Here is a 17,707-nt window from a genome sequence, read left to right as displayed (position 1 = left end):
AACTCGCAGGAGCCAGCCATGAGCCCGATTTCCAGCCAGACCCACGCCATCTCGATCAACCCCGCCACCGGCGAGCAGATCGGCCACTACGCCTTTGAGTCGGCGGAGGCCCTCGACGCTGCGCTGACCCGCGCCGCGTTCGGGTTCTCGAAGTGGAAGCGCAAGCCGCTGCAAGACCGCTCCCGCGCCCTGAGCGCACTGGCCGGCGCACTGCGTGACAGCGCCGAAGCCATGGCAACCATGATCACCCAGGAAATGGGCAAGCCGATCGCTCAGGCCCGTGGCGAAATCGAGAAATGCGCCAAGCTCTGCGAGTGGTACGCGGAAAACGGTCCGGCCATGCTCGACGCCGAGCCGACCCAAGTCGAAGGTGGCAAAGCGCGGATCGAGTACCGTCCGCTCGGCCCGATCCTCGCGGTGATGCCATGGAATTTCCCGATCTGGCAAGTGCTACGCGGCGCGGTCCCGGCGCTGATCGCCGGCAACACCTACGTGCTCAAGCATGCGCCGAACGTGATGGGCAGCGCCTACCTGCTGCGCGACGCCTTCAAGCACGCCGGTTTCGCTGATGGCGTGTTTGAAGTGATCAACGTCACCCCCGAAGGCGTTTCCAGCGCCATCGCCGACCCGCGTATCGCCGCCGTGACCCTGACCGGCAGCGTGCGCGCCGGCATGGCCATCGGTGCCCAGGCCGGTGCCGCGCTGAAGAAATGCGTGCTGGAACTGGGCGGTTCCGACCCGTTCATCGTGCTCAATGACGCCGATCTCGACGAAGCCGTCCAAGCCGCCGTCATCGGCCGCTATCAGAACTCCGGCCAGGTGTGCGCTGCGGCCAAACGCCTGATCATCGAAGAAGGCGTGGTCGAGGAATTCACCCGAAAATTCGTCGAAGCGACCCGCAAGCTGAAGGTCGGCGATCCGCTGTCCGCTGACACCTACATCGGTCCAATGGCACGTTTCGATCTGCGTGACGAACTCGATCAGCAAGTGCGCGACACCCTCGAAGAAGGCGCCACCCTGCTGCTCGGCGGCGGCAAGGCCGAAGGCCCGGGCAACTACTATGAGCCGACAGTGCTGGCCGACGTCACCGACCGTATGACCTCGTTCAAACAGGAACTGTTCGGCCCGGTGGCGTCGATCATCACCGCCCGCGATTGCGCCCACGCCGTGGCCCTGGCCAATGACAGCGACTTCGGCCTCACCGCGACGATCTACACCGCCAACGTGCAACTGGCCCAGCAACTGACCAGCGAACTGGAAACCGGCGGGGTGTTCATCAACGGCTACTCTGCCAGCGACCCGCGCGTGACCTTCGGCGGCGTGAAGAAAAGCGGCTTCGGCCGTGAACTGTCGCACTTCGGCGTGCGCGAGTTCTGCAACGCGCAGACCGTGTGGCTGGATCGCAAATAACCCGGGACATCACCTTCCCTTGCAGGCGCTGCGGCACGCTGCGATCTTTTGATTTTGATTTTTCAGATCAAGATCAAAAGATCGCAGCCTCGTTTCACTCGACAGCGCCTACAGGGTGTCAGGTCGCTTGCTGTTGCGCTTCGGTAACCGTCCGCCCCTTGCTCAACAGCCCGAGCACCACCACCGCCGAGGCCAGGGTGATCACCGTAAGGATGTGCAGCAGGTACTGAAACGCCGAAGCATACCCCTGCACCAGACGCTCATTGGCCAGCCCCGGAACCGTGTTGATCGCATGCGCCATGTCCCCTGTGGTGACCCGGTGCGCGGTCTCGGCAATCAGCGCGGCATCGACACTGCCTGCCACTGCACTGGCCAGATCGGTATGCAACAGCGAGGCAAGCACAGCGGCCACAACCGCCAGCGCAATGCCCTCACCCGCTACTCGCACGGTGTTGAAGATCCCCGCCGCCATCCCCGCGCGCTCTTTCGGTACGACGCTGACCGACAGACCATCCATCAAGCCCCACGGCAAACCGGTGCCAGTCCCGATCAACACCATTGCCATGACCAAGGCGAATTTCGGCTCGCCGACGTTGTACAGGCTCAAGCCGTGCAACCCCAATGCAGCGATCAGAAAACCAATCCCCGACAAGATCCCCGCCGAGACAAACCGGGTCATCGACGCCGCCAGCATCGGCACCACCAGCATGGGCGCCGACAGCGCCAGCAACAGCAGGCCGGCGTCGATTTCGCTCAAGCCTTCCACGCCGATAAAGCGCAATGGCAACATCACCACCAGCACGATGTAGCAAAAGCAGGTGCCGATCGGCAGCATTTGTACGCCGATGAAGCGCGGATAACCAAACAGGCTCAGATCGAGCATCGGGTGCTTGACGCGCATTTCGATCATCACGAACAACGCCAGCAACAATGCCGAAGCACTCAGCAGACCGACCACCAGCGGGCTGCCCCAACCGCTTTCCGGGGCCTGAATCACGCCGAAGGTGAACAGCGCCAGCATCGTGCTGAAGGTGATCGTGCCCGGCCAATCCAGCCCCATGGCATCCGGGTTGCGGCTTTCGCGCATGCGTGGCAGGCCAAAGACCATGGCGATCACGCCGATCAGCGCGGTGAAGACGAAAATCGCCCGCCAGTTGAACGCCTCGATCAACGCGCCAGCCACCAACGGCCCGAATGCCAGACCGATGCCGAATGTGGTGCCGAGCACGCTGTACGCACGGGTCCGCGCATGGCCTTCGAATTCCTGCGCCAACGACGCTGAGCCGCTGGCCAACGCCGCAGCACCGGCCACGCCCTGCACCGCACGCAGCCCATCCAGCCAGCCCACCGACGGTGCCAGGCTCTGGGCAATCGATGCTGCGGTGAACAGCAACATGCCGAAGGTGAACAGGCGTTTTCGCCCATAGACATCGGCCAACGCCCCCGCCGCCATCAGCAAACTGCCGAACGACAACATGAACGCATTGGTGATCCAGGTCAGGGCAACGGGACTGCCGCCCAAATCACGGCCAATGGCGGGCGTCGCCACCGCGCCACCGGTAAAACTCAAGGGAAGTACCAGTGCCGACAGGCAGACCGCCGCGAGGATCAGCAGCTTGTTACGCGCTCCTTGCTGTTGAGTGACAGTTGTCATGAACTCATCCTTTATAAAAAAATTGCCAGGCTGCGACTTTAAGGCTGTGCTACTGATGTGATAATCCCATCAATTTTTCATGACTTTGTGAAAGGAATTCACAGATGAAATCGCCCTCAGCAGCAGACCTTTCAGTATTTCTCTGTACGGCGCAACACTTGAATTTCAGCAAGGCCGCCGTCGAACTTGGCCTCACCCCTTCAGCCCTGAGCCATTCGATAAAGGCACTGGAGAATCGCCTCGGTGTGCGTCTGTTCAATCGCACCACCCGCAGCGTGGCGTTGACCGAGGCCGGTGAGCGCCTGAACGCACGCTTGAAACCGGCGTTCCGCGACATCGACGATGCACTGGAAGACCTCAACCATTTTCGCGACAAACCCACGGGCAACCTGCGCATCACCTGCGGACGCCAGGCGTGCGAACTGGTATTGCTGCCGATTGCCAGCGAGTTCTTGCAGACGTACCCGGACATTCGAATGGAAGTGGTCGAAAGCGATGCATTACTGGATATCGTCGCCGGCGGATTTGATGCTGGCGTGCGCTTTGGCGATCGGCTGGAGGCCGACATGGTATCGCTGCCGATTGGCGCGGCGATGCGGTCGGTGGTGGTCGGTTCGCCGGCATTCTTTGAACGCCATCCTGCGCCGCAAAAACCCGAAGATCTGCACGACTTGCCCTGCCTTCGCCACCGCTACCCCAGTGGCACGATGTATCGCTGGGAGTTCGAACGTGATGGCATTGCCCAGGAAATCGACGTCAACGGCCCGCTGATCCTCGGCGACGTCAGCTTGATGGTCGGCCCTGCGCTGCAAGGCCTGGGATTGGCGTATGTGTTCGATGAAATGGTCAGCGAACACCTGGCATCGGGGCGTCTGATTCAGGTGTTGGCCGACTGGTGCCCTTACTATCCGGGCCTGCATCTGTACTACCCGAGCCGGCGCCATGTACCGGCGCCGCTCAAGGCTTTTATCGACTTCGCGCGCGAGCGCAGTCGCCACTAGGGCTTACAGATATTTCAGCCAGACAATGTCCCGACGACGCGCCTTCAGCGCCGAGAACCAGCGCACTGCCGGGTACAGCGCCAGCGCCAACAGCACCGACACCAGCCATATCGCCGGCACTGAATCGAAACCGAAATAGCTACCGTGGTTAAGGCCGAACAGCGCCACGGCAATCAGATACAGCACCTTCAGCACGTACAGGTGCAGCAGATAGAAAAACATCGGCGCCGAACCGAAAACGCACAGCCAGCGAATCCAGCGATGTGCCTGCAGCCGTTCAAACACCCGCAGCAACAGCAGGCCCACGCTCAACGTCAGCGTGATGAACAGCAGCGATGGCGGGTACTTGGTGATGTTGAAAAAGGACATCAGGGTTTGCACGGTCGTGTCTTCAACCGCCCAAGGCTGTTCGCCGTAACCGTTGAGCAGCCGCAGCCCCAGGAACCCCAACAGTCCGGCGAAACCAGCCAGCAACAGGCACTGCTGACGGATCCCGGCCTCGGCCATGCGGGCGAACCAGGGGCCCAGCGCATAACCCAAGCCGATCACGCCGATCCACGGCAACAGCGGATACGAGGTGCGCAAGCGCAAGCTGTCACCGGCCTCTATCCAGCCGCGGTCATGCAGAATCGCCCAGGGCACATGCAGCGCTGACGCTGGCGCGAAATGCAGCCCATCGAGCAGGTTATGCCCGGCAATGATCGCCAGGCTCAGCGTCAGCAGCAGCCAGCGCGGCAGCCAGACCAGCAATGACAACGCGATCATGCTCAGGCCAATCGCCCAGATCACCTGCAGATAGATCACGCTCGGCGGCAACTGAAAGGTCCACGCGAAGTTCACCAGCGTGAATTCCAGCACCACCAGAAACAGTCCACGCTTGAATAGAAAGGCACTCACGTCGGACTTGCCCGCGTACTTCTCGCCAAACAGCCACGCGGACAGGCCGGTCAGAAACACGAACACCGGTGCGCACAGATGCGCCAGCGTGCGACTGAAAAACAACGCCGGCTCGGTGTTGGCGATGTCCATCGGGTCGGACACCTGACGGTGCAGCAGAAACGTCTCGCGCACATGGTCCAGCAGCATGAACAGGATGACCAGACCTCTTAACGCATCAATGGACAGCAGGCGGCCGGTCGGCGCCGGGGTGGAGCGAGCAAACGCAATCGTCATGGACATTTCGCCATCGAATGGATGAACCGGAGTGAGCGCAACCGCACGCCCCCCGAAAAATTCGCGTTACTCTATAACATTAACAATCGAAGCCCAAGCCAAACGCTACTGGTTCTCAAAAAAACCGCTGAAGCCGTCATTTGCCCAATCACGTCGGGCTTCTATAGTGATCAGGCGCCCTCTGCCCTTTGCGCCTGCTGTCGAGCGTTGTCCATGACCCAGACCGAACACCTGATCATCTGCGAGCACTGCGATTGCGTGTACGAAAAAGTCGTGCTCGCCAAACACCAGAAAACCGCCTGCGTGCGTTGCGGTGGCGTGCTGCAGCGCTACAACGGTCTGACCGTCGAGCAACGCCTGGCCCTGAGTTTCACCGCGGCAATGCTCTGGCTGTTCGCCAATTTCTACCCGGTGATGAGCATCAGCATGAAGGGCCTGAAAAACAGCGCGACGCTGTGGGATTCGGTGCTGGCGCTGAGTCAGGGGCCGATCACGTTCATGGCGATGGTGGCGGCGATTTCGATCATCATCGCCCCGGCGTTTCAACTGGTGCTGTTGATCTGGGTGCTGAGTTTCGCCCTGTCCTCGCGGCGTGCACCGGGGTTCAAGCTGTGCATGCGCTGGCTGGAAACGCTGCGCCCGTGGAGCATGCTTGAAGTCTGTCTGCTGGGGGCGATGGTCGCGGTGTTCAAACTGGCCGGGCTGCTCGATGTGCTGCCGGGCATCGGCCTGTTCGCCCTGGCGGTGTTGAGCCTGATGATGATCCGCATCGCCGGCCGCGATATTCGTGATTTGTGGGACATTCTATGAAGCGACCACCGACCGCCGGCGAACTCAACCTGTGCCTGTGCCACAGTTGCGGACTGGCCTGCGACATGACCGACGAACCCCACGAGTGCCCGCGTTGCGAGGCGCCACTGCATCGACGCAAGATCAACTCCCTGACGCGCACCTGGGCGTACATGTTCGCCGCGCTGGCGTTTTATGTGCCGGCCAATCTGCTGCCGGTGATGAACACCGTGATGCTCGGCAACGGCGCCGACAGCACGATCATGAGCGGCGTGCTGGAGTTCTGGGAAAGTGGCGCGTGGGACATCGCCCTGATCATCTTTATCGCCAGTATCGCGGTGCCGGGGATCAAGTTCGTCGCCCTGACGCTGCTGCTGATCACCGTGCAGCGCAACAGTGACTGGGCGCGCCGTGAGCGTTCGAAGCTGTTTCGTTTCGTCGAACTGATCGGCTATTGGTCGATGCTCGACGTGTTGGTGGTCGCACTGGTCGCGGCGCTGGTGAAATTCCAGGCGCTGGGCGACATCGAACCACGACCGGGCATCCTGTTCTTCGGCCTGGTCGTAGTGTTCACCATGCTCTCGGCGATGAGTTTCGATCCGCGGCTGATCTGGGACAACGCCCCGGACGACGAGCCGCTCAGCGACGCACCACCTCCAGCAACACCTGCAACGGATGGCGCAACGCCTGATCCGACTGGCGCTTGACCTGACTGCGGCACGAGTAACCCGTGGCCAGCGCCTCACCGCGCTCGGCCGGCGCTTGGACCTGACTGGCCCAGGATTGCGCGTAGATCACCGCCGACGTTTCGCGGTTGCGCGCCTCGTGGCCGTAGGTGCCGGACATGCCGCAGCAACCGGTGGCCTGGGTCGCCAGTTTCAACCCGACCCGTTCAAACACCTGCTCCCACTGCCGGGTGGCAGCCGGTGCGTTGGTTTTCTCGGTGCAGTGCGCCAGCAGACGGAATGTCTGGGTCGCGTCGGCACTGGCCTGCTTCGGCACCACGTCGAGTAACCATTCCTGAACCAGCGCGACTTCCGGGCATTGCTGCAGGCCTGGCACTTTCAGGTATTCCTGGCGATAGACCAGGGTCATCGCCGGGTCCAGCCCCAGCAGCGGCACACCAACGTCGGCCAGCTCACGCAGTTGCTGCGCATTGCGCAATGCCGCGCGGTTGAACGCCGAGAGAAAGCCCTGCACATGCAGCGGCTTGCCGTTGGCACTGAACGGTGCCAGATACACCTGATAGCCCAGCCGCGAAATCAGCTCCAGCAGATCCGCCAGCAGCGGCGCCTCGAAGTAACGGGTGAACGCATCCTGCACCAGCACCACACTGCGCTCACGTTGCGCCGGGGTCAGCGACGACAAAGTCGAGACCGTCGCCGGCTGCACATTCCAGCGACGCAGCGCCGCGTGGAAATCAAAGCGGCTGAGCAACGGCACATCGACCATCCCGCCAAGACGCTCCAGCAGGTTGCGGACCAACGATGCGCCCATCAAACCGTTGTACAGCGCCGGAACCCGCGCCATGTACGGGATGCTGTACTCCAGCGAGGCGATCAGATAATCCCGCGCCGGACGCAGATAACGGGTGTGATACAGCTCGAGAAAGCGCGAACGGAATTCCGGCACATTGACCTTGACCGGACACTGCCCCGCGCAGGATTTGCACGCCAGGCAACCGGCCATGGCGTCATAAACCTCGTGGGAAAAGTCTGCGTCCTGGCGACGGCTGTTGCGCCAGCGCGTCCACAAACTGCTGAAAAATGCCGGCCGGCGGATCGCATCGGACAGCACATCCACGCCCGCCTCGCCCTGCAAACGCAGCCATTCGCGGATCAGCGATGCACGGCCCTTGGGCGATTGCGCGCGCTCACGGGTGGCCTTCCACGACGGACACATGGCGTCGTCGGGGTCGAAGTTGTAGCAGGCGCCGTTGCCGTTGCAATGCAGGGCCGCGCCGTAGCTTTGCCAGACTTTTTCGTCGATCTGCCGATCCAGCTCGCCGCGCAGGGTCACCTCGTCGATCTTCAACAGCTGCGCATCGGTGTTGGCCGGGGTGGCGATTTTGCCCGGGTTGAACTGGTTGAACGGGTCGAACGCGGCTTTCAGGGCTTGCAGCGCCGGGTACAACTCGCCGAAAAACGCAGGCGCGTATTCCGAGCGCAGGCCTTTGCCGTGCTCACCCCACAACAGGCCGCCGTAGCGCTGGGTCAGCGCCGCCACGCCATCGGACACCGGCCGCACCAGCGCCGCTTGCTGCGGATCCTTCATGTCGAGAATCGGCCGTACATGCAACACGCCGGCATCGACATGGCCGAACATGCCGTACTGCAAACCGTGGCTGTCGAGCAGCTCGCGCAACTCGGCGATGTACTCGGCCAGGTGCTGCGGCGGCACCGCCGTGTCCTCGACAAACGGCTGCGGCCGCGCTTCACCGGCAACGTTGCCGAGCAGGCCCACCGCGCGTTTGCGCATGCCGTAAACCTTGTTCACCGCCGCCTGCCCGACCGCCAGCGTATGCCCCAGGCGTTCAACCGTAACGTCGCTGCTCAGGTGGTCGAGGAAGGCTTTGACCCGGCGCTGCAGGTCTTCAGGGTCATCACCGCAGAACTCCACCAGGTTGATCCCCAGCGTCGGCCGTTGGGCGCTTTCCGGGAAGTATTCGGCGACGCCGTGCCAGACGATGTCCTGCATCGCCAGCAGCAACACTTTCGAGTCGACGGTTTCAATCGACAAGGGCTTGAGCGCCATCAGCGCGCGGGCATCACGCAATGCGTCCATGAACCCGGCGTAGCGGATGTTCACCAGCATGGTGTGTCTGGGGATCGGCAGCACGTTGAGCCTGGCCTCGACCACAAACCCGAGCGAGCCTTCGGCGCCACACAACACGCTGTTGAGGTTGAAGCGATTGTCCGCCTCGCGCAGGTGCGCCAGGTCGTAGCCGGTCAGGCAGCGGTTGAGATCAGGAAAGCGCTGTTTGATCAGTTCGCCCTGCTCATCAATGATCTGCCGTGCGCAGCGGTAGACTTCGCCGACCCGGTCTTCGCGGGCACACAGCGCGGCCAGCTCGTCTTCGGCCAGTGCTGCGCCGTGCAGGCGCTCGCCGCCGCGCAGGACCATGTCGAGTTCCAGCACGTGGTCTCGGGTCTTGCCGTAGGTGCAACTGCCCTGGCCGCTGGCATCGGTGTTGATCATGCCGCCGACGGTGGCGCGGTTGGAGGTCGACAGCTCCGGGGCGAAAAACAGCCCGGCGGATTTCAGTGCGGCATTGAGTTGATCCTTGACCACCCCGGCCTGCACCCGCACCCAGCGCTCTTCGACGTTGATTTCCAGAATGCGGTTCATGTGCCGCGACAGGTCGACAACGAGGCCATCGGTCAGCGACTGACCGTTGGTGCCGGTGCCGCCGCCACGCGGGGTGATCACCACTTTCTGGTAAGCCGGCTCGGCGATCAGTCGTGCGACCCGCGCCACATCCTCGGCGTCCACGGGGAACACCGCCGCTTGCGGCAGGCGCTGGTAGATCGAGTTGTCGGTGGCGAGCACCACGCGGCTGGCGTAATCGGCACTGATCTCGCCGCGAAAGCCACTGGCTTTCAGGGCGTTGAGGAACTGCTGGTAATCGGCAGTCAATGCGGTGGCGGGCGACAGCTGGGCAATCATCGGTCAGGAAATCTCGGTCAAAAACGGGCCGTGTGGCGGTGAACAGTTGTGCGCAATGAATGATTGCGTCACGCTCCCGCCATCTCATGGTGCTTATGTTCATTGCTCGGCGCCGTTGGGACAAGCGTAAAATCGACCCGTAATCCATGACTAAAACGAATGAATCCGCGAACGCTCACCCCTTCCATGTCGTTGTTGCTGGCCTTCGAGGCCGCCGCGCGCCATGAAAGCTACACCCGCGCCGCCCATGAACTGTCGCTGACGCAAAGCGCGGTCAGCCGTCAGGTGCAGATTCTGGAAAAGATGCTCGGCATGCGCCTGTTCAATCGCGAAGGCCGACAAGTGGTGCTGACCGATGTCGGGCGCATGTATCAGCGCGAACTGGCCGAAGCCCTCGGGCAGATCCGCAGCGCGACCTTGCAGGCCATGGCGTTTGGTTCGGGCATCCACAGCCTGCGCCTGGCGACGCTGCCAACCTTCGGCTCGAAATGGCTGCTGCCACGCCTCAAGGATTTCTACACCGCGCACCCGGGCATGACCGTGCACCTGCATTCGCGTATCGAAGCGATCGACTTCGACACCAGTGAGATCGACGCAGCAATCTGTGTCGGCGGCGGTGAATGGCCAGGGCTGACCGCCCTGCCCCTGCACACCGAAGAACTGGTGGTGATCGCCAGCGCGCAGTTGTCAGCGGCCGAGGTTCAGGACGCTGAACAACGGATTGCCGGACAGCTGCTGCTCAATGTCAGCAGCAATGCCCAGGCCTGGGCGGAATGGTTCACGCATCACGGCTTGCCGCATCGCAGCATGCGCATCGGGCCGAGCTTTGAAATGACCTCGCACCTGATTCAGGCTGTGCGAGCCAATATTGGCGTGGGTCTGGTGCCGCGGATTCTGGTGGAGGATGAATTGCTCAACGGTGAGTTGCTGCAATTGGGACAACCGATCACCAGCCGACGCAGCTATTACCTGGTGTATCCGCCGCGTAACGAGGCGTTGCCGTCGTTGAAGGCGTTTCGGGATTGGTTGGTGGATACGCTCTGACCGGAGATCCCACAAATGCAAAACATAACAAAACGCCGCTCGATGAGCGGCGTTCAGTCAATCCCTGTACTGACGCTTCAGCGGTGGCGGCGCACTCGGCCCTTTGACGAGGGGCTTGGCCAGCAGCTTGCCGTCTGGGCCATAAAAGAGGCGCCTGACGCTAGGCGGCATGGGAGTAGGCTCTTTTGCGCTCATGATGAAACCTCTTCGACAGCACTGAATTCGACCCACTGAACTTTCGAGGAATCTATCACTAATAGTTCGGCGCCAAAAGGCAACGCCACGCCATCCTCACCCAGCCAGCCGGGATTCAGCATGATGAACTGTCCCTCCAGGGGGCCGGAAGGCCACTCAACGGGCCAGCCAAACAATCGCCTTTCATCCGTCAAATGCAGCGTTACCAGCCGATTGTGGCGGACAAACGTGCTGTACCACTTGCTGGGATAAGAGTTTTTATTCGTTACATTTTTACTTCGTAACCATTTGTGCAATTTGTCGTTCGAAGCCAGAGCACACGACAACAAGCCGAGTCCCATTGAAACAATAAACGCCCACATAGCCTTGGCTTTGCCATCCCATTGCCCTACAGAAAAGCCCTTCGAGCCTATCCATAAGCCAATTGCCCCGATCCCCAACACCACCGCGTGAATCACAAACGTAAAAATCAACGCCTGCACAATCTGCCCAAACGTGTCAGGTCGCTTGAATGCAAAATCAGATCCGCGCCCCAGACTAAGCAACCCCCGCAAAACGCAAAAAAAAGCAGAAACCGTTGCTCCGGTTTCTGCTTTTTTGTAGCTGGCTTTTGTCACCGAAGCCTTGCGTTACAGGCAGTCACGCACCGACTTGCGCAACGACGCGGACTTGGCCCACGGGGGACCCTGATACAGGGAGACGCGGCTGCCGTCCTTGTACTTGATGACGTCGAGAATCTCGTCGGCGGTGACGATGCTCGGCGCGGTGATGCGATAGCCATTGGAGATCGCAGTCTGCGTGGTCTTCGGAATATCCTGCTGCCACAACGGCAACAAGCACGCGGCATAATCTTTAGGCGCCTTGGTGCTGGTCTTGCTGAGATTAGGCTCGCCCGGCACCAGCGATGCTGGCAACGAGCAACCAGCCAGTAATGCCAACGCCAAACTCCCGATCCATATCCGCATGGTGTTTCTCTGATCTTAAAAAAGCGAATGTACCTTGTAACTGGGTGCACATCCATCGTGGCACCACGCCAACGGGGAATCTGGACAAACATTTACATCCATTCGGCCCAGTGACAGACGAGCTGCGCATCATCGATGAAAAATCCCAGCTAATCTGTTCTACCGAGAATGTTCCGGAGGTGATCATGCGGCTCAACGAATACGAACACGAACTTCAGCGCGACCTGCAAGCCGTTGCATCGGATCTGAGATGGTCGGCGGTCGACCTCAAGCGCATAGCCGAACAACTGCGCAAGAGCGGCAATGAAGCGGATGCCCAGGCGGTACTCAGGTCTTGCGAGGTGCTGCAAAGCGATGAAGAACGGCTGCAACTGTATGCAAGGGAAGTGAAGACGCGCTCCATCAGCCGCACCAAAGTTCACTGACAACACCCTGCCCTCAACAAAAGCCCCGGCAATCACCGGGGCTCTTTCGTTACGACGATTTCAACGCTCGGTGTGACTTCGCGCCCGCGCCGAGCGTTGTTTGTAACCCGGCAACGATGCGGCGTAAGCCAGTGCTTCTTCTCTGCTACCAAACGACGCAAGCCGGTCGCCCTGGGTACAAACCCGCCATGGGCCGTTGTTCACGCTGAGTACGTCGTAGCCGTTCATGTGCATCTTGTTCAGTACAGGAACGCTCATGGGCACCTCCTTTTCTGCCAACGATTGATTCAGCCATACCTTTTTACCTTACACCCTGCTTGCAACGGTGTGCCGACCGGGTGTCGCGACAGCGATGCGCCAAGGCGCTGGCACTTTCTGTTCGATCCGACGCTCAAATCCCAACGGAACCTTTAATCCGCGGGCCGGCTCGGATATTGCAGTTTTATTTCATTTTCATGACAAGCGGCAAACAGGTAACAGATGAAAGTACGCGCCACCGTCATTTGCGAACTGGATCGACACGTCCTCCTGGTGCGCAAACCCAGATGTCGCTGGACACTACCCGGCGGCAAGGTCGAGCCCGGAGAAAGCAAAGTCGGAGCAGCAACGCGCGAGTTGCAGGAAGAAACCGCACTGGATGCCGAGCAGATGCTGTACCTGATGGAATTGCACAGCGGCAGCACCCAGCATCATGTCTACGAGGCCTCAGTGCTGGATCTTGAGCAGTTGCGCCCGCAAAACGAGATCATCGAATGCATCTGGCATCCGCTGGATGCCGTGCAGAATCTGCCCACCAGCGACGCGACGTTACGCATCGTGCAGGCGTTTCAGCGGCGCTTGTGAGGTTTCAACCGGCGAATGCCCGACGTCCGGCGCTGATCTCGGCGCGCAATTCGCCAATGAAGTTGGAAATGTCGCGGATCGTCACCAGATGTTCCGGTGACACACCATTAAGCAACAGTTCGACTCGCCCGGACTCAGGCTCATACACCTTGATCCGCAACAGTCCCTGCTCCACTTGTGTGCATTCGCATTCAAGCGACGGAAAGCCGGATTCGACTATCCGGCAAATGTCGGCAATGGCTAGCATGGGCGCACGCCTCGCAGGCGATCAGTCGGTCGATCCGTTGAGCATAGATGAGCCCCCGGCGCCCTGCCGCCTGGCAACTGCCAACCCGATCACATTTGCGGTGCAGCCTTAATGGGCATCGTGGTCCCAGATCCAGTTCCAGATCCCCGGCAACTGCACCGGCTCCGAACTTTGCTCAACCGTGCGCGCCAACGCCGCTTTCTGCAGCGCCGCGTGATCATCGTAAAACGGCTTGTCCGCCAGCCTCACACCCGTGGCAGCAGCACTGTCGAGCAGGATCTGCAGGTATTCGCGGGTATGCCGCGCGGTATAGCGGTTGAGGTCGTGAAAGGTCACCACCACCGGAATCACCCCGTCCACGGTGGGAAATTCGCCGAGGGCAATCCGTTCGCGCACCTCCGATAGCTGGCGCAACATGTTCGCCCGACGTCGGGGGCTGGCATTGAAGCCCCAGATCTTGCCGTCATTGGCGCTCAAGTCGGTCAACAGCACGTGCAGACCATGCTGCTGATAGGCGGCGAAGGTGCGCTTGTCGTAATTCCAGAACGGCGGGCGCAGCAGGATCGGCGCAGCCCCGGTGATTGCGGCGATGTCGGCCGTGCCGTTGGTCAACGACTGCTCCAGTTCCTGCGGGTCGAGCAAGCGATGATTGGTGTGCCAATGGGTGGCGGTGTGGAACCCCAGGATGTGCCCTTCAGCATGTTCGCGCCGCATGATGCTGCGGCCAATTTCACTGTTGCCGGCCCGGGGAGCGCGGGTCTGGACGAAGAACACCGCTTTGATGTCCGGTTGCACCGGGTTGACCTTGAGGCTGTCGAGCACCGTCGCTGACGGGTTCCAGAAGCTTGAGGCGCTGGGACCGTCATCGTAGGTCAGCAGAAACCGCACCGGCGCCTGGGCCTTGAGGCGGGTTTCGGTTTGTGTGGTCAGTTCGACGGGGGCCGCGATGCAACCGGCCAGACCTAGCGCGATGGCCGCTGCACACAGAAGGTTGAACGCGTATTTCATGTTTTGCCTTGCACCTGACCGTTGCGGCCCTGTTGTCGTCCGGCAAAAACTCCCTCGCCCTGATCCATCCCTGCGCCCGGCTATTCGAGCCAGGTTTGGATAGGGTACACAGGCTTTGGTTCCGGCGCTTGCTCAGTCAGCCAGTACCTGTTGAAACGAGGTATCGATGATCCCGGCGGTGGCCAGCGGCGCCGGCAATGCCTTGACCTTGAACAGGAAGTCCGCGGTGCTTTGCAGGTCGGTTGCAGCCTGTTGATCCACCGGCCCAACGGTCATGTGCGCCTGGCGCAACCAGTGCCGCGACACCTGCTGATCGAGGTTGGCCTTCTTCGCCCACAGATCAGCGTACTCATCGGTATGGCTGTCGACCCAGGCGCGGGCCTGCTTCAAACGCCCGAGAAAATCGGCAATCGCTTCACGTTTGCGGTCGATTGACGGCGCGGACGCGGCAATGGCGCTGAGGCCCGGCATCAGGTTTTTCGCGGTGAGAATCGGGCGCGCACCGGAAAACACGATTTGCTGGGAGATGTACGGTTCCCATACCGGGAAAGCATCAATGCTGCCCTGTGGCAACGCAGCCGCCGCGTCGATCGGCATCAACTTGACGAAGTCGACGTAGTTTTCCGGCAGACCGCCCTGCTCCAGAGCGCGCAAGGTCAATTGCTGACTCCAGGCGCCAGGCCAATAAGCGACCTTTTTGCCCTTCAGATCAGCAATGGTTTTCACCGGTGAATCTTTCGGCACCAGCAACGCAATGGTGTCCGGGTTTTGCCGTGACACACCGATCAGTTTCACCGGGGCCTGTTTGGCGGCGAGAAACAGAAAACCCGAATCCCCGAGAAAGCCCAGATCCAGTGAACCGGTCTGTAACGCCTCGGCCAATGGCGCAGCGGCCTGAAAATGCTTCCAGTCGACGCTGTAAGGCGCGTCTTTCAATACACCGGAGGCTTCTATCGAGGCGCGGATGTTGTAGTAGTTCTGATCACCGACATGCAGGACCAAAGGCTCAGCGGCGTAGGAGAACGGTGCGGCGAACAGTCCGGCAATCAATGTGGTGCGGAGAAAACGGGAGAGCTTCATGGCGGGTCCTGCGATGGGATTTCGCATAGACCATAACGCTCTTGATGAACCATTTTTAAATTCGATTAATGCATAAGCTCAGCACCCTGAATGCTCACTGTTCGCTGCGCAACAGTCCCTTGGCACACTGTTGTTCCGGCAACAGTTGCCCACCGTGAAATCTGGTCAATCTCCCGTAAACACGGGCTTCGGCGCACATGGCACAGAGCCTGCAATATTCCATTCATGCAGGACGCAGCTGATAAAAATATCTTTTTTGACATAAAAAACAGTGCCTTTGCCGGAGCGCCCCATGACATCGTTCTTACCGTTTTCCCGTCTCAAAACGCTGCTGATCGCCAGCGCCATGGCGCTGAGCCTTCAACCGCTGGCTCACGCCGCCGAGGCTGCGCCCGCCGAGGTTCATCTGGATTACGCCTATTACTCCCCCGTGAGTCTGGTCCTCAAGCATTTCGGCTTCCTCGAAAAAGCCCTGCCGCAGACCAAAGTCAGTTGGGTGCTCAGCCAGGGCAGTAACCGTTCGCTGGAATACCTGAACAGCGGCGGCGTCGATTTCGCCTCCAGCGCCAGCCTCGCCGCCGTGCTGAGCCGCGCCAATGGCAGCCCGATCAAATCCGTCTACGTCTACAGCCGCGCCGAATGGACGGCATTGGTGGTACGCAAGGATTCGCCGTATCAAAGCGTCGCCGATCTCAAAGGCAAGAAAATCGCCGCCACCAAAGGCACCGATCCTTACTTGTTCACCCTGCGCAGCCTGCAACAGGCCGGGTTGAAGAAAGACGATGTGGAGCTGGTGCACCTGCAGCACCCGGATGGCCGCACCGCGCTGGAAAAAGGTGACGTCGACGCCTGGGCCGGCCTCGATCCGCACATGGCCGCCAGTGAAGTACAGGCCGGTTCGCGCTTGCTGTATCGCAACCCGGCGTTCAACAGTTATGGCGTGGTCAGCGTCACAGAGCAGTACGCCAAGCAACATCCGCAAACCATCGACACCGTGATCAAGGCCTACGAGCAAGCCCGGCAATGGGCTCTGAAAAATCCTGACGAGTTCGCCGCGCTGCTCGCCAAAGAGTCCGGTCTGCCGCTGGACGTGGCCAGGCTGCAACTGTCGCGCACCGACCTGAGCAGCCCGCAACTGACCGCCAACGACGTGCAGGCATCCAAGGCTGCGGCACCGATTCTGGTCTCCGAGGAATTGGTGCGGCGTGGGGTGAATGTCGATCAAGTCATTGATCAGTTGCTCGACAGCGGCGTGCAGCAAGCCGTCGCCCGCCAGTAATTCACCAGACTCACCGCGAACCCGCGCCAGACGCGGACTCGCGGTGAGCGGAGCCCGCGTATGACCACTCGCAGTAACGAACTGCCCGCACCTCGCAGCTTGTCGAGGCCGCGCCCTTCTCCCCTCAACCCAGCGTGGCAGCGGCGCCTGAAAGGCCTGGCTCTGCCGCTGCTGATCGTGGTCGCCCTCGAGTTCATTGTGCGTATCGGCTGGCTGCCGGCGTACCAAATGCCGGCCCCCAGTGAAATCGCCCTGACCCTCACCGACCTCGCCGAAGGCGCCTTGTGGAAACACATCGGCGCCAGCCTGATCCGCGTGTTGCTCGGGTTTGCGATTGGCGCCAGCCTGGCCCTGATGTTTGCCGCCTGGGTCGGCCTGAGCCGCGAAGCCGAGGCGTATCTGGAACCGACGTTCGCCGCCCTGCGCTCCATTCCGAGCCTGGCCTGGGTGCCGTTGTTGCTGCTGTGGCTGGGCATCGATGAAACGTCGAAAATCGTGTTGATCGCCATCGGCGCGTTCTTTCCGGTGTACGTCAACGTGGTCGCGGCGATTCGCAACATCGATCGCAAACTGGTGGAGGTCGGGCACATTTATGGCTTCAGCCGCTGGCAACTGGTGCGACGGATTCTCTTGCCCGCCGCCCTGCCCGGCCTGTTCACCGGGCTGCGCAGCGGCATGAGCCTGGCGTGGATGTTTCTGGTGGCCGCCGAGCTGATCGCCGCCACCAAGGGCCTGGGCTATCTGCTCAGCGACGGTCGCGAAACCTCACGGCCAGACATCGTGCTGGCGGCAATCATCGTGCTCGCCTTGCTCGGCAAACTCAGCGACGGTGTGCTCACGGTGCTGGAACGCCGCTGGCTGGCCTGGCGCGACACGTTCACCGGTCAGGAGGCGAAGGGCTGATTGGGCACCGCCAACTAAGCTGAAA

18 protein-coding genes are annotated in these 17,707 nt (G+C 61.0%); 9 read left to right on the top strand and 9 right to left on the bottom strand.

The window, feature by feature from the left end; all coding sequences use genetic code 11:
- Positions 1–18: 18 nt before the first annotated feature.
- Positions 19–1,410, top strand: a complete 1,392-nt coding sequence (locus KKQ10_RS00420) for an aldehyde dehydrogenase family protein (protein WP_215499631.1) — start codon at positions 19–21, stop codon at positions 1,408–1,410.
- Positions 1,411–1,528: 118 nt separating this feature from the next.
- Here the strand turns inward: KKQ10_RS00420 and KKQ10_RS00415 are convergent, their stop codons facing one another.
- Positions 1,529–3,064: an MFS transporter gene (locus tag KKQ10_RS00415; protein ID WP_215499629.1), complete on the bottom strand. Its 1,536-nt coding sequence runs from the start codon at positions 3,062–3,064 to the stop codon at positions 1,529–1,531.
- A gap of 104 nt (positions 3,065–3,168) precedes the next feature.
- On the opposite strand from KKQ10_RS00415, the gene KKQ10_RS00410 reads away from it, so the two are divergent.
- Positions 3,169–4,065 (top strand): LysR family transcriptional regulator, encoded by an 897-nt coding sequence (locus KKQ10_RS00410; RefSeq protein WP_215499627.1) that lies wholly within the window; start codon positions 3,169–3,171, stop codon positions 4,063–4,065.
- Between the two features lie 3 nt (positions 4,066–4,068).
- Here the strand turns inward: KKQ10_RS00410 and KKQ10_RS00405 are convergent, their stop codons facing one another.
- A complete protein-coding gene (locus KKQ10_RS00405) occupies positions 4,069–5,238 on the bottom strand; it encodes an acetyltransferase domain-containing protein (RefSeq protein WP_215499625.1) in 1,170 nt (389 codons plus the stop codon).
- A gap of 213 nt (positions 5,239–5,451) precedes the next feature.
- Here KKQ10_RS00405 and KKQ10_RS00400 point away from each other — a divergent pair, with 213 nt between their 5' ends.
- The gene (locus KKQ10_RS00400) at positions 5,452–6,048 is read left to right on the top strand and encodes a paraquat-inducible protein A (protein ID WP_127651440.1); all 597 of its coding nucleotides are present in this window, start codon (positions 5,452–5,454) and stop codon (positions 6,046–6,048) included.
- The gene (locus KKQ10_RS00395) at positions 6,045–6,734 is read left to right on the top strand and encodes a paraquat-inducible protein A (protein ID WP_127651441.1); all 690 of its coding nucleotides are present in this window, start codon (positions 6,045–6,047) and stop codon (positions 6,732–6,734) included. Before KKQ10_RS00400 ends, KKQ10_RS00395 begins: the two co-directional genes overlap by 4 nt.
- Here the strand turns inward: KKQ10_RS00395 and ydiJ are convergent.
- Positions 6,667–9,693: a D-2-hydroxyglutarate dehydrogenase YdiJ gene (ydiJ, locus tag KKQ10_RS00390; RefSeq protein WP_215499623.1), complete on the bottom strand. Its 3,027-nt coding sequence runs from the start codon at positions 9,691–9,693 to the stop codon at positions 6,667–6,669. The two genes, KKQ10_RS00395 and ydiJ, sit on opposite strands and share 68 nt — an antisense overlap.
- A gap of 159 nt (positions 9,694–9,852) precedes the next feature.
- Here ydiJ and KKQ10_RS00385 point away from each other — a divergent pair, with 159 nt between their 5' ends.
- On the top strand, positions 9,853–10,737 hold the full coding sequence (locus KKQ10_RS00385) for a LysR substrate-binding domain-containing protein (protein ID WP_127651443.1): 885 nt from the start codon (positions 9,853–9,855) through the stop codon (positions 10,735–10,737).
- Positions 10,738–10,928: 191 nt separating this feature from the next.
- Here the strand turns inward: KKQ10_RS00385 and KKQ10_RS00380 are convergent, their stop codons facing one another.
- Positions 10,929–11,486, bottom strand: coding sequence for a DUF6338 family protein (locus KKQ10_RS00380; RefSeq protein ID WP_252191458.1), 558 nt, complete (start codon positions 11,484–11,486; stop codon positions 10,929–10,931).
- A gap of 75 nt (positions 11,487–11,561) precedes the next feature.
- Positions 11,562–11,897 carry a hypothetical protein gene (locus tag KKQ10_RS00375; RefSeq protein WP_127651444.1) on the bottom strand — a complete coding sequence of 112 codons (336 nt, stop codon included), beginning with the start codon at positions 11,895–11,897 and terminating at the stop codon, positions 11,562–11,564.
- 185 nt (positions 11,898–12,082) lie between these two features.
- Here KKQ10_RS00375 and KKQ10_RS00370 point away from each other — a divergent pair, with 185 nt between their 5' ends.
- Positions 12,083–12,322, top strand: a complete 240-nt coding sequence (locus KKQ10_RS00370) for a hypothetical protein (RefSeq protein ID WP_027612987.1) — start codon at positions 12,083–12,085, stop codon at positions 12,320–12,322.
- A 60-nt stretch (positions 12,323–12,382) separates the two neighbouring features.
- Here the strand turns inward: KKQ10_RS00370 and KKQ10_RS00365 are convergent, their stop codons facing one another.
- Positions 12,383–12,580: a DUF2188 domain-containing protein gene (locus tag KKQ10_RS00365; RefSeq protein WP_215499621.1), complete on the bottom strand. Its 198-nt coding sequence runs from the start codon at positions 12,578–12,580 to the stop codon at positions 12,383–12,385.
- A gap of 222 nt (positions 12,581–12,802) precedes the next feature.
- Here KKQ10_RS00365 and KKQ10_RS00360 point away from each other — a divergent pair, with 222 nt between their 5' ends.
- On the top strand, positions 12,803–13,165 hold the full coding sequence (locus KKQ10_RS00360) for an NUDIX hydrolase (protein ID WP_215499619.1): 363 nt from the start codon (positions 12,803–12,805) through the stop codon (positions 13,163–13,165).
- Positions 13,166–13,169: 4 nt separating this feature from the next.
- On the opposite strand, the gene KKQ10_RS00355 is transcribed toward KKQ10_RS00360, so the two are convergent.
- The 3 genes from KKQ10_RS00355 to KKQ10_RS00345 form a co-directional block, all read right to left on the bottom strand.
- Positions 13,170–13,412 carry a DUF1652 domain-containing protein gene (locus KKQ10_RS00355; RefSeq protein WP_127651447.1) on the bottom strand — a complete coding sequence of 81 codons (243 nt, stop codon included), beginning with the start codon at positions 13,410–13,412 and terminating at the stop codon, positions 13,170–13,172.
- Between the two features lie 108 nt (positions 13,413–13,520).
- Positions 13,521–14,420, bottom strand: a complete 900-nt coding sequence (locus KKQ10_RS00350; protein ID WP_215499617.1) for a polysaccharide deacetylase family protein — start codon at positions 14,418–14,420, stop codon at positions 13,521–13,523.
- A 132-nt stretch (positions 14,421–14,552) separates the two neighbouring features.
- Positions 14,553–15,500 (bottom strand): ABC transporter substrate-binding protein, encoded by a 948-nt coding sequence (locus KKQ10_RS00345; RefSeq protein ID WP_215499615.1) that lies wholly within the window; start codon positions 15,498–15,500, stop codon positions 14,553–14,555.
- A 292-nt stretch (positions 15,501–15,792) separates the two neighbouring features.
- On the opposite strand from KKQ10_RS00345, the gene KKQ10_RS00340 reads away from it, so the two are divergent.
- On the top strand, positions 15,793–16,779 hold the full coding sequence (locus KKQ10_RS00340) for an aliphatic sulfonate ABC transporter substrate-binding protein (protein ID WP_215499613.1): 987 nt from the start codon (positions 15,793–15,795) through the stop codon (positions 16,777–16,779).
- A gap of 60 nt (positions 16,780–16,839) precedes the next feature.
- The gene (locus KKQ10_RS00335) at positions 16,840–17,682 is read left to right on the top strand and encodes an ABC transporter permease (RefSeq protein WP_215499611.1); all 843 of its coding nucleotides are present in this window, start codon (positions 16,840–16,842) and stop codon (positions 17,680–17,682) included.
- Positions 17,683–17,707 lie beyond the last annotated feature (25 nt).

Origin of the sequence: Pseudomonas sp. MG-9 (assembly GCF_018729515.1) — a bacterium.
Taxonomy (GTDB): Bacteria; Pseudomonadota; Gammaproteobacteria; order Pseudomonadales; family Pseudomonadaceae; genus Aquipseudomonas; species Aquipseudomonas serboccidentalis.
This window is presented reverse-complemented; position numbering and strand designations above follow the sequence as displayed.

Excerpts from the sequence above, each read along its gene's own strand:
- KKQ10_RS00420 (WP_215499631.1), top strand. The coding sequence starts at position 19 with ATGAGCCCGATTTCCAGCCAGACCCACGCCATCTCGATCAACCCCGCC.
- KKQ10_RS00415 (WP_215499629.1), bottom strand. The coding sequence starts at position 3,064 with ATGACAACTGTCACTCAACAGCAAGGAGCGCGTAACAAGCTGCTGATC.
- KKQ10_RS00410 (WP_215499627.1), top strand. The coding sequence starts at position 3,169 with ATGAAATCGCCCTCAGCAGCAGACCTTTCAGTATTTCTCTGTACGGCG.
- KKQ10_RS00405 (WP_215499625.1), bottom strand. The coding sequence starts at position 5,238 with ATGACGATTGCGTTTGCTCGCTCCACCCCGGCGCCGACCGGCCGCCTG.
- KKQ10_RS00400 (WP_127651440.1), top strand. The coding sequence starts at position 5,452 with ATGACCCAGACCGAACACCTGATCATCTGCGAGCACTGCGATTGCGTG.
- KKQ10_RS00395 (WP_127651441.1), top strand. The coding sequence starts at position 6,045 with ATGAAGCGACCACCGACCGCCGGCGAACTCAACCTGTGCCTGTGCCAC.
- ydiJ (WP_215499623.1), bottom strand. The coding sequence starts at position 9,693 with ATGATTGCCCAGCTGTCGCCCGCCACCGCATTGACTGCCGATTACCAG.
- KKQ10_RS00385 (WP_127651443.1), top strand. The coding sequence starts at position 9,853 with ATGAATCCGCGAACGCTCACCCCTTCCATGTCGTTGTTGCTGGCCTTC.
- KKQ10_RS00375 (WP_127651444.1), bottom strand. The coding sequence starts at position 11,897 with ATGCGGATATGGATCGGGAGTTTGGCGTTGGCATTACTGGCTGGTTGC.
- KKQ10_RS00370 (WP_027612987.1), top strand. The coding sequence starts at position 12,083 with ATGCGGCTCAACGAATACGAACACGAACTTCAGCGCGACCTGCAAGCC.
- KKQ10_RS00365 (WP_215499621.1), bottom strand. The coding sequence starts at position 12,580 with ATGAGCGTTCCTGTACTGAACAAGATGCACATGAACGGCTACGACGTA.
- KKQ10_RS00360 (WP_215499619.1), top strand. The coding sequence starts at position 12,803 with ATGAAAGTACGCGCCACCGTCATTTGCGAACTGGATCGACACGTCCTC.
- KKQ10_RS00355 (WP_127651447.1), bottom strand. The coding sequence starts at position 13,412 with ATGCTAGCCATTGCCGACATTTGCCGGATAGTCGAATCCGGCTTTCCG.
- KKQ10_RS00350 (WP_215499617.1), bottom strand. The coding sequence starts at position 14,420 with ATGAAATACGCGTTCAACCTTCTGTGTGCAGCGGCCATCGCGCTAGGT.
- KKQ10_RS00345 (WP_215499615.1), bottom strand. The coding sequence starts at position 15,500 with ATGAAGCTCTCCCGTTTTCTCCGCACCACATTGATTGCCGGACTGTTC.
- KKQ10_RS00340 (WP_215499613.1), top strand. The coding sequence starts at position 15,793 with ATGACATCGTTCTTACCGTTTTCCCGTCTCAAAACGCTGCTGATCGCC.
- KKQ10_RS00335 (WP_215499611.1), top strand. The coding sequence starts at position 16,840 with ATGACCACTCGCAGTAACGAACTGCCCGCACCTCGCAGCTTGTCGAGG.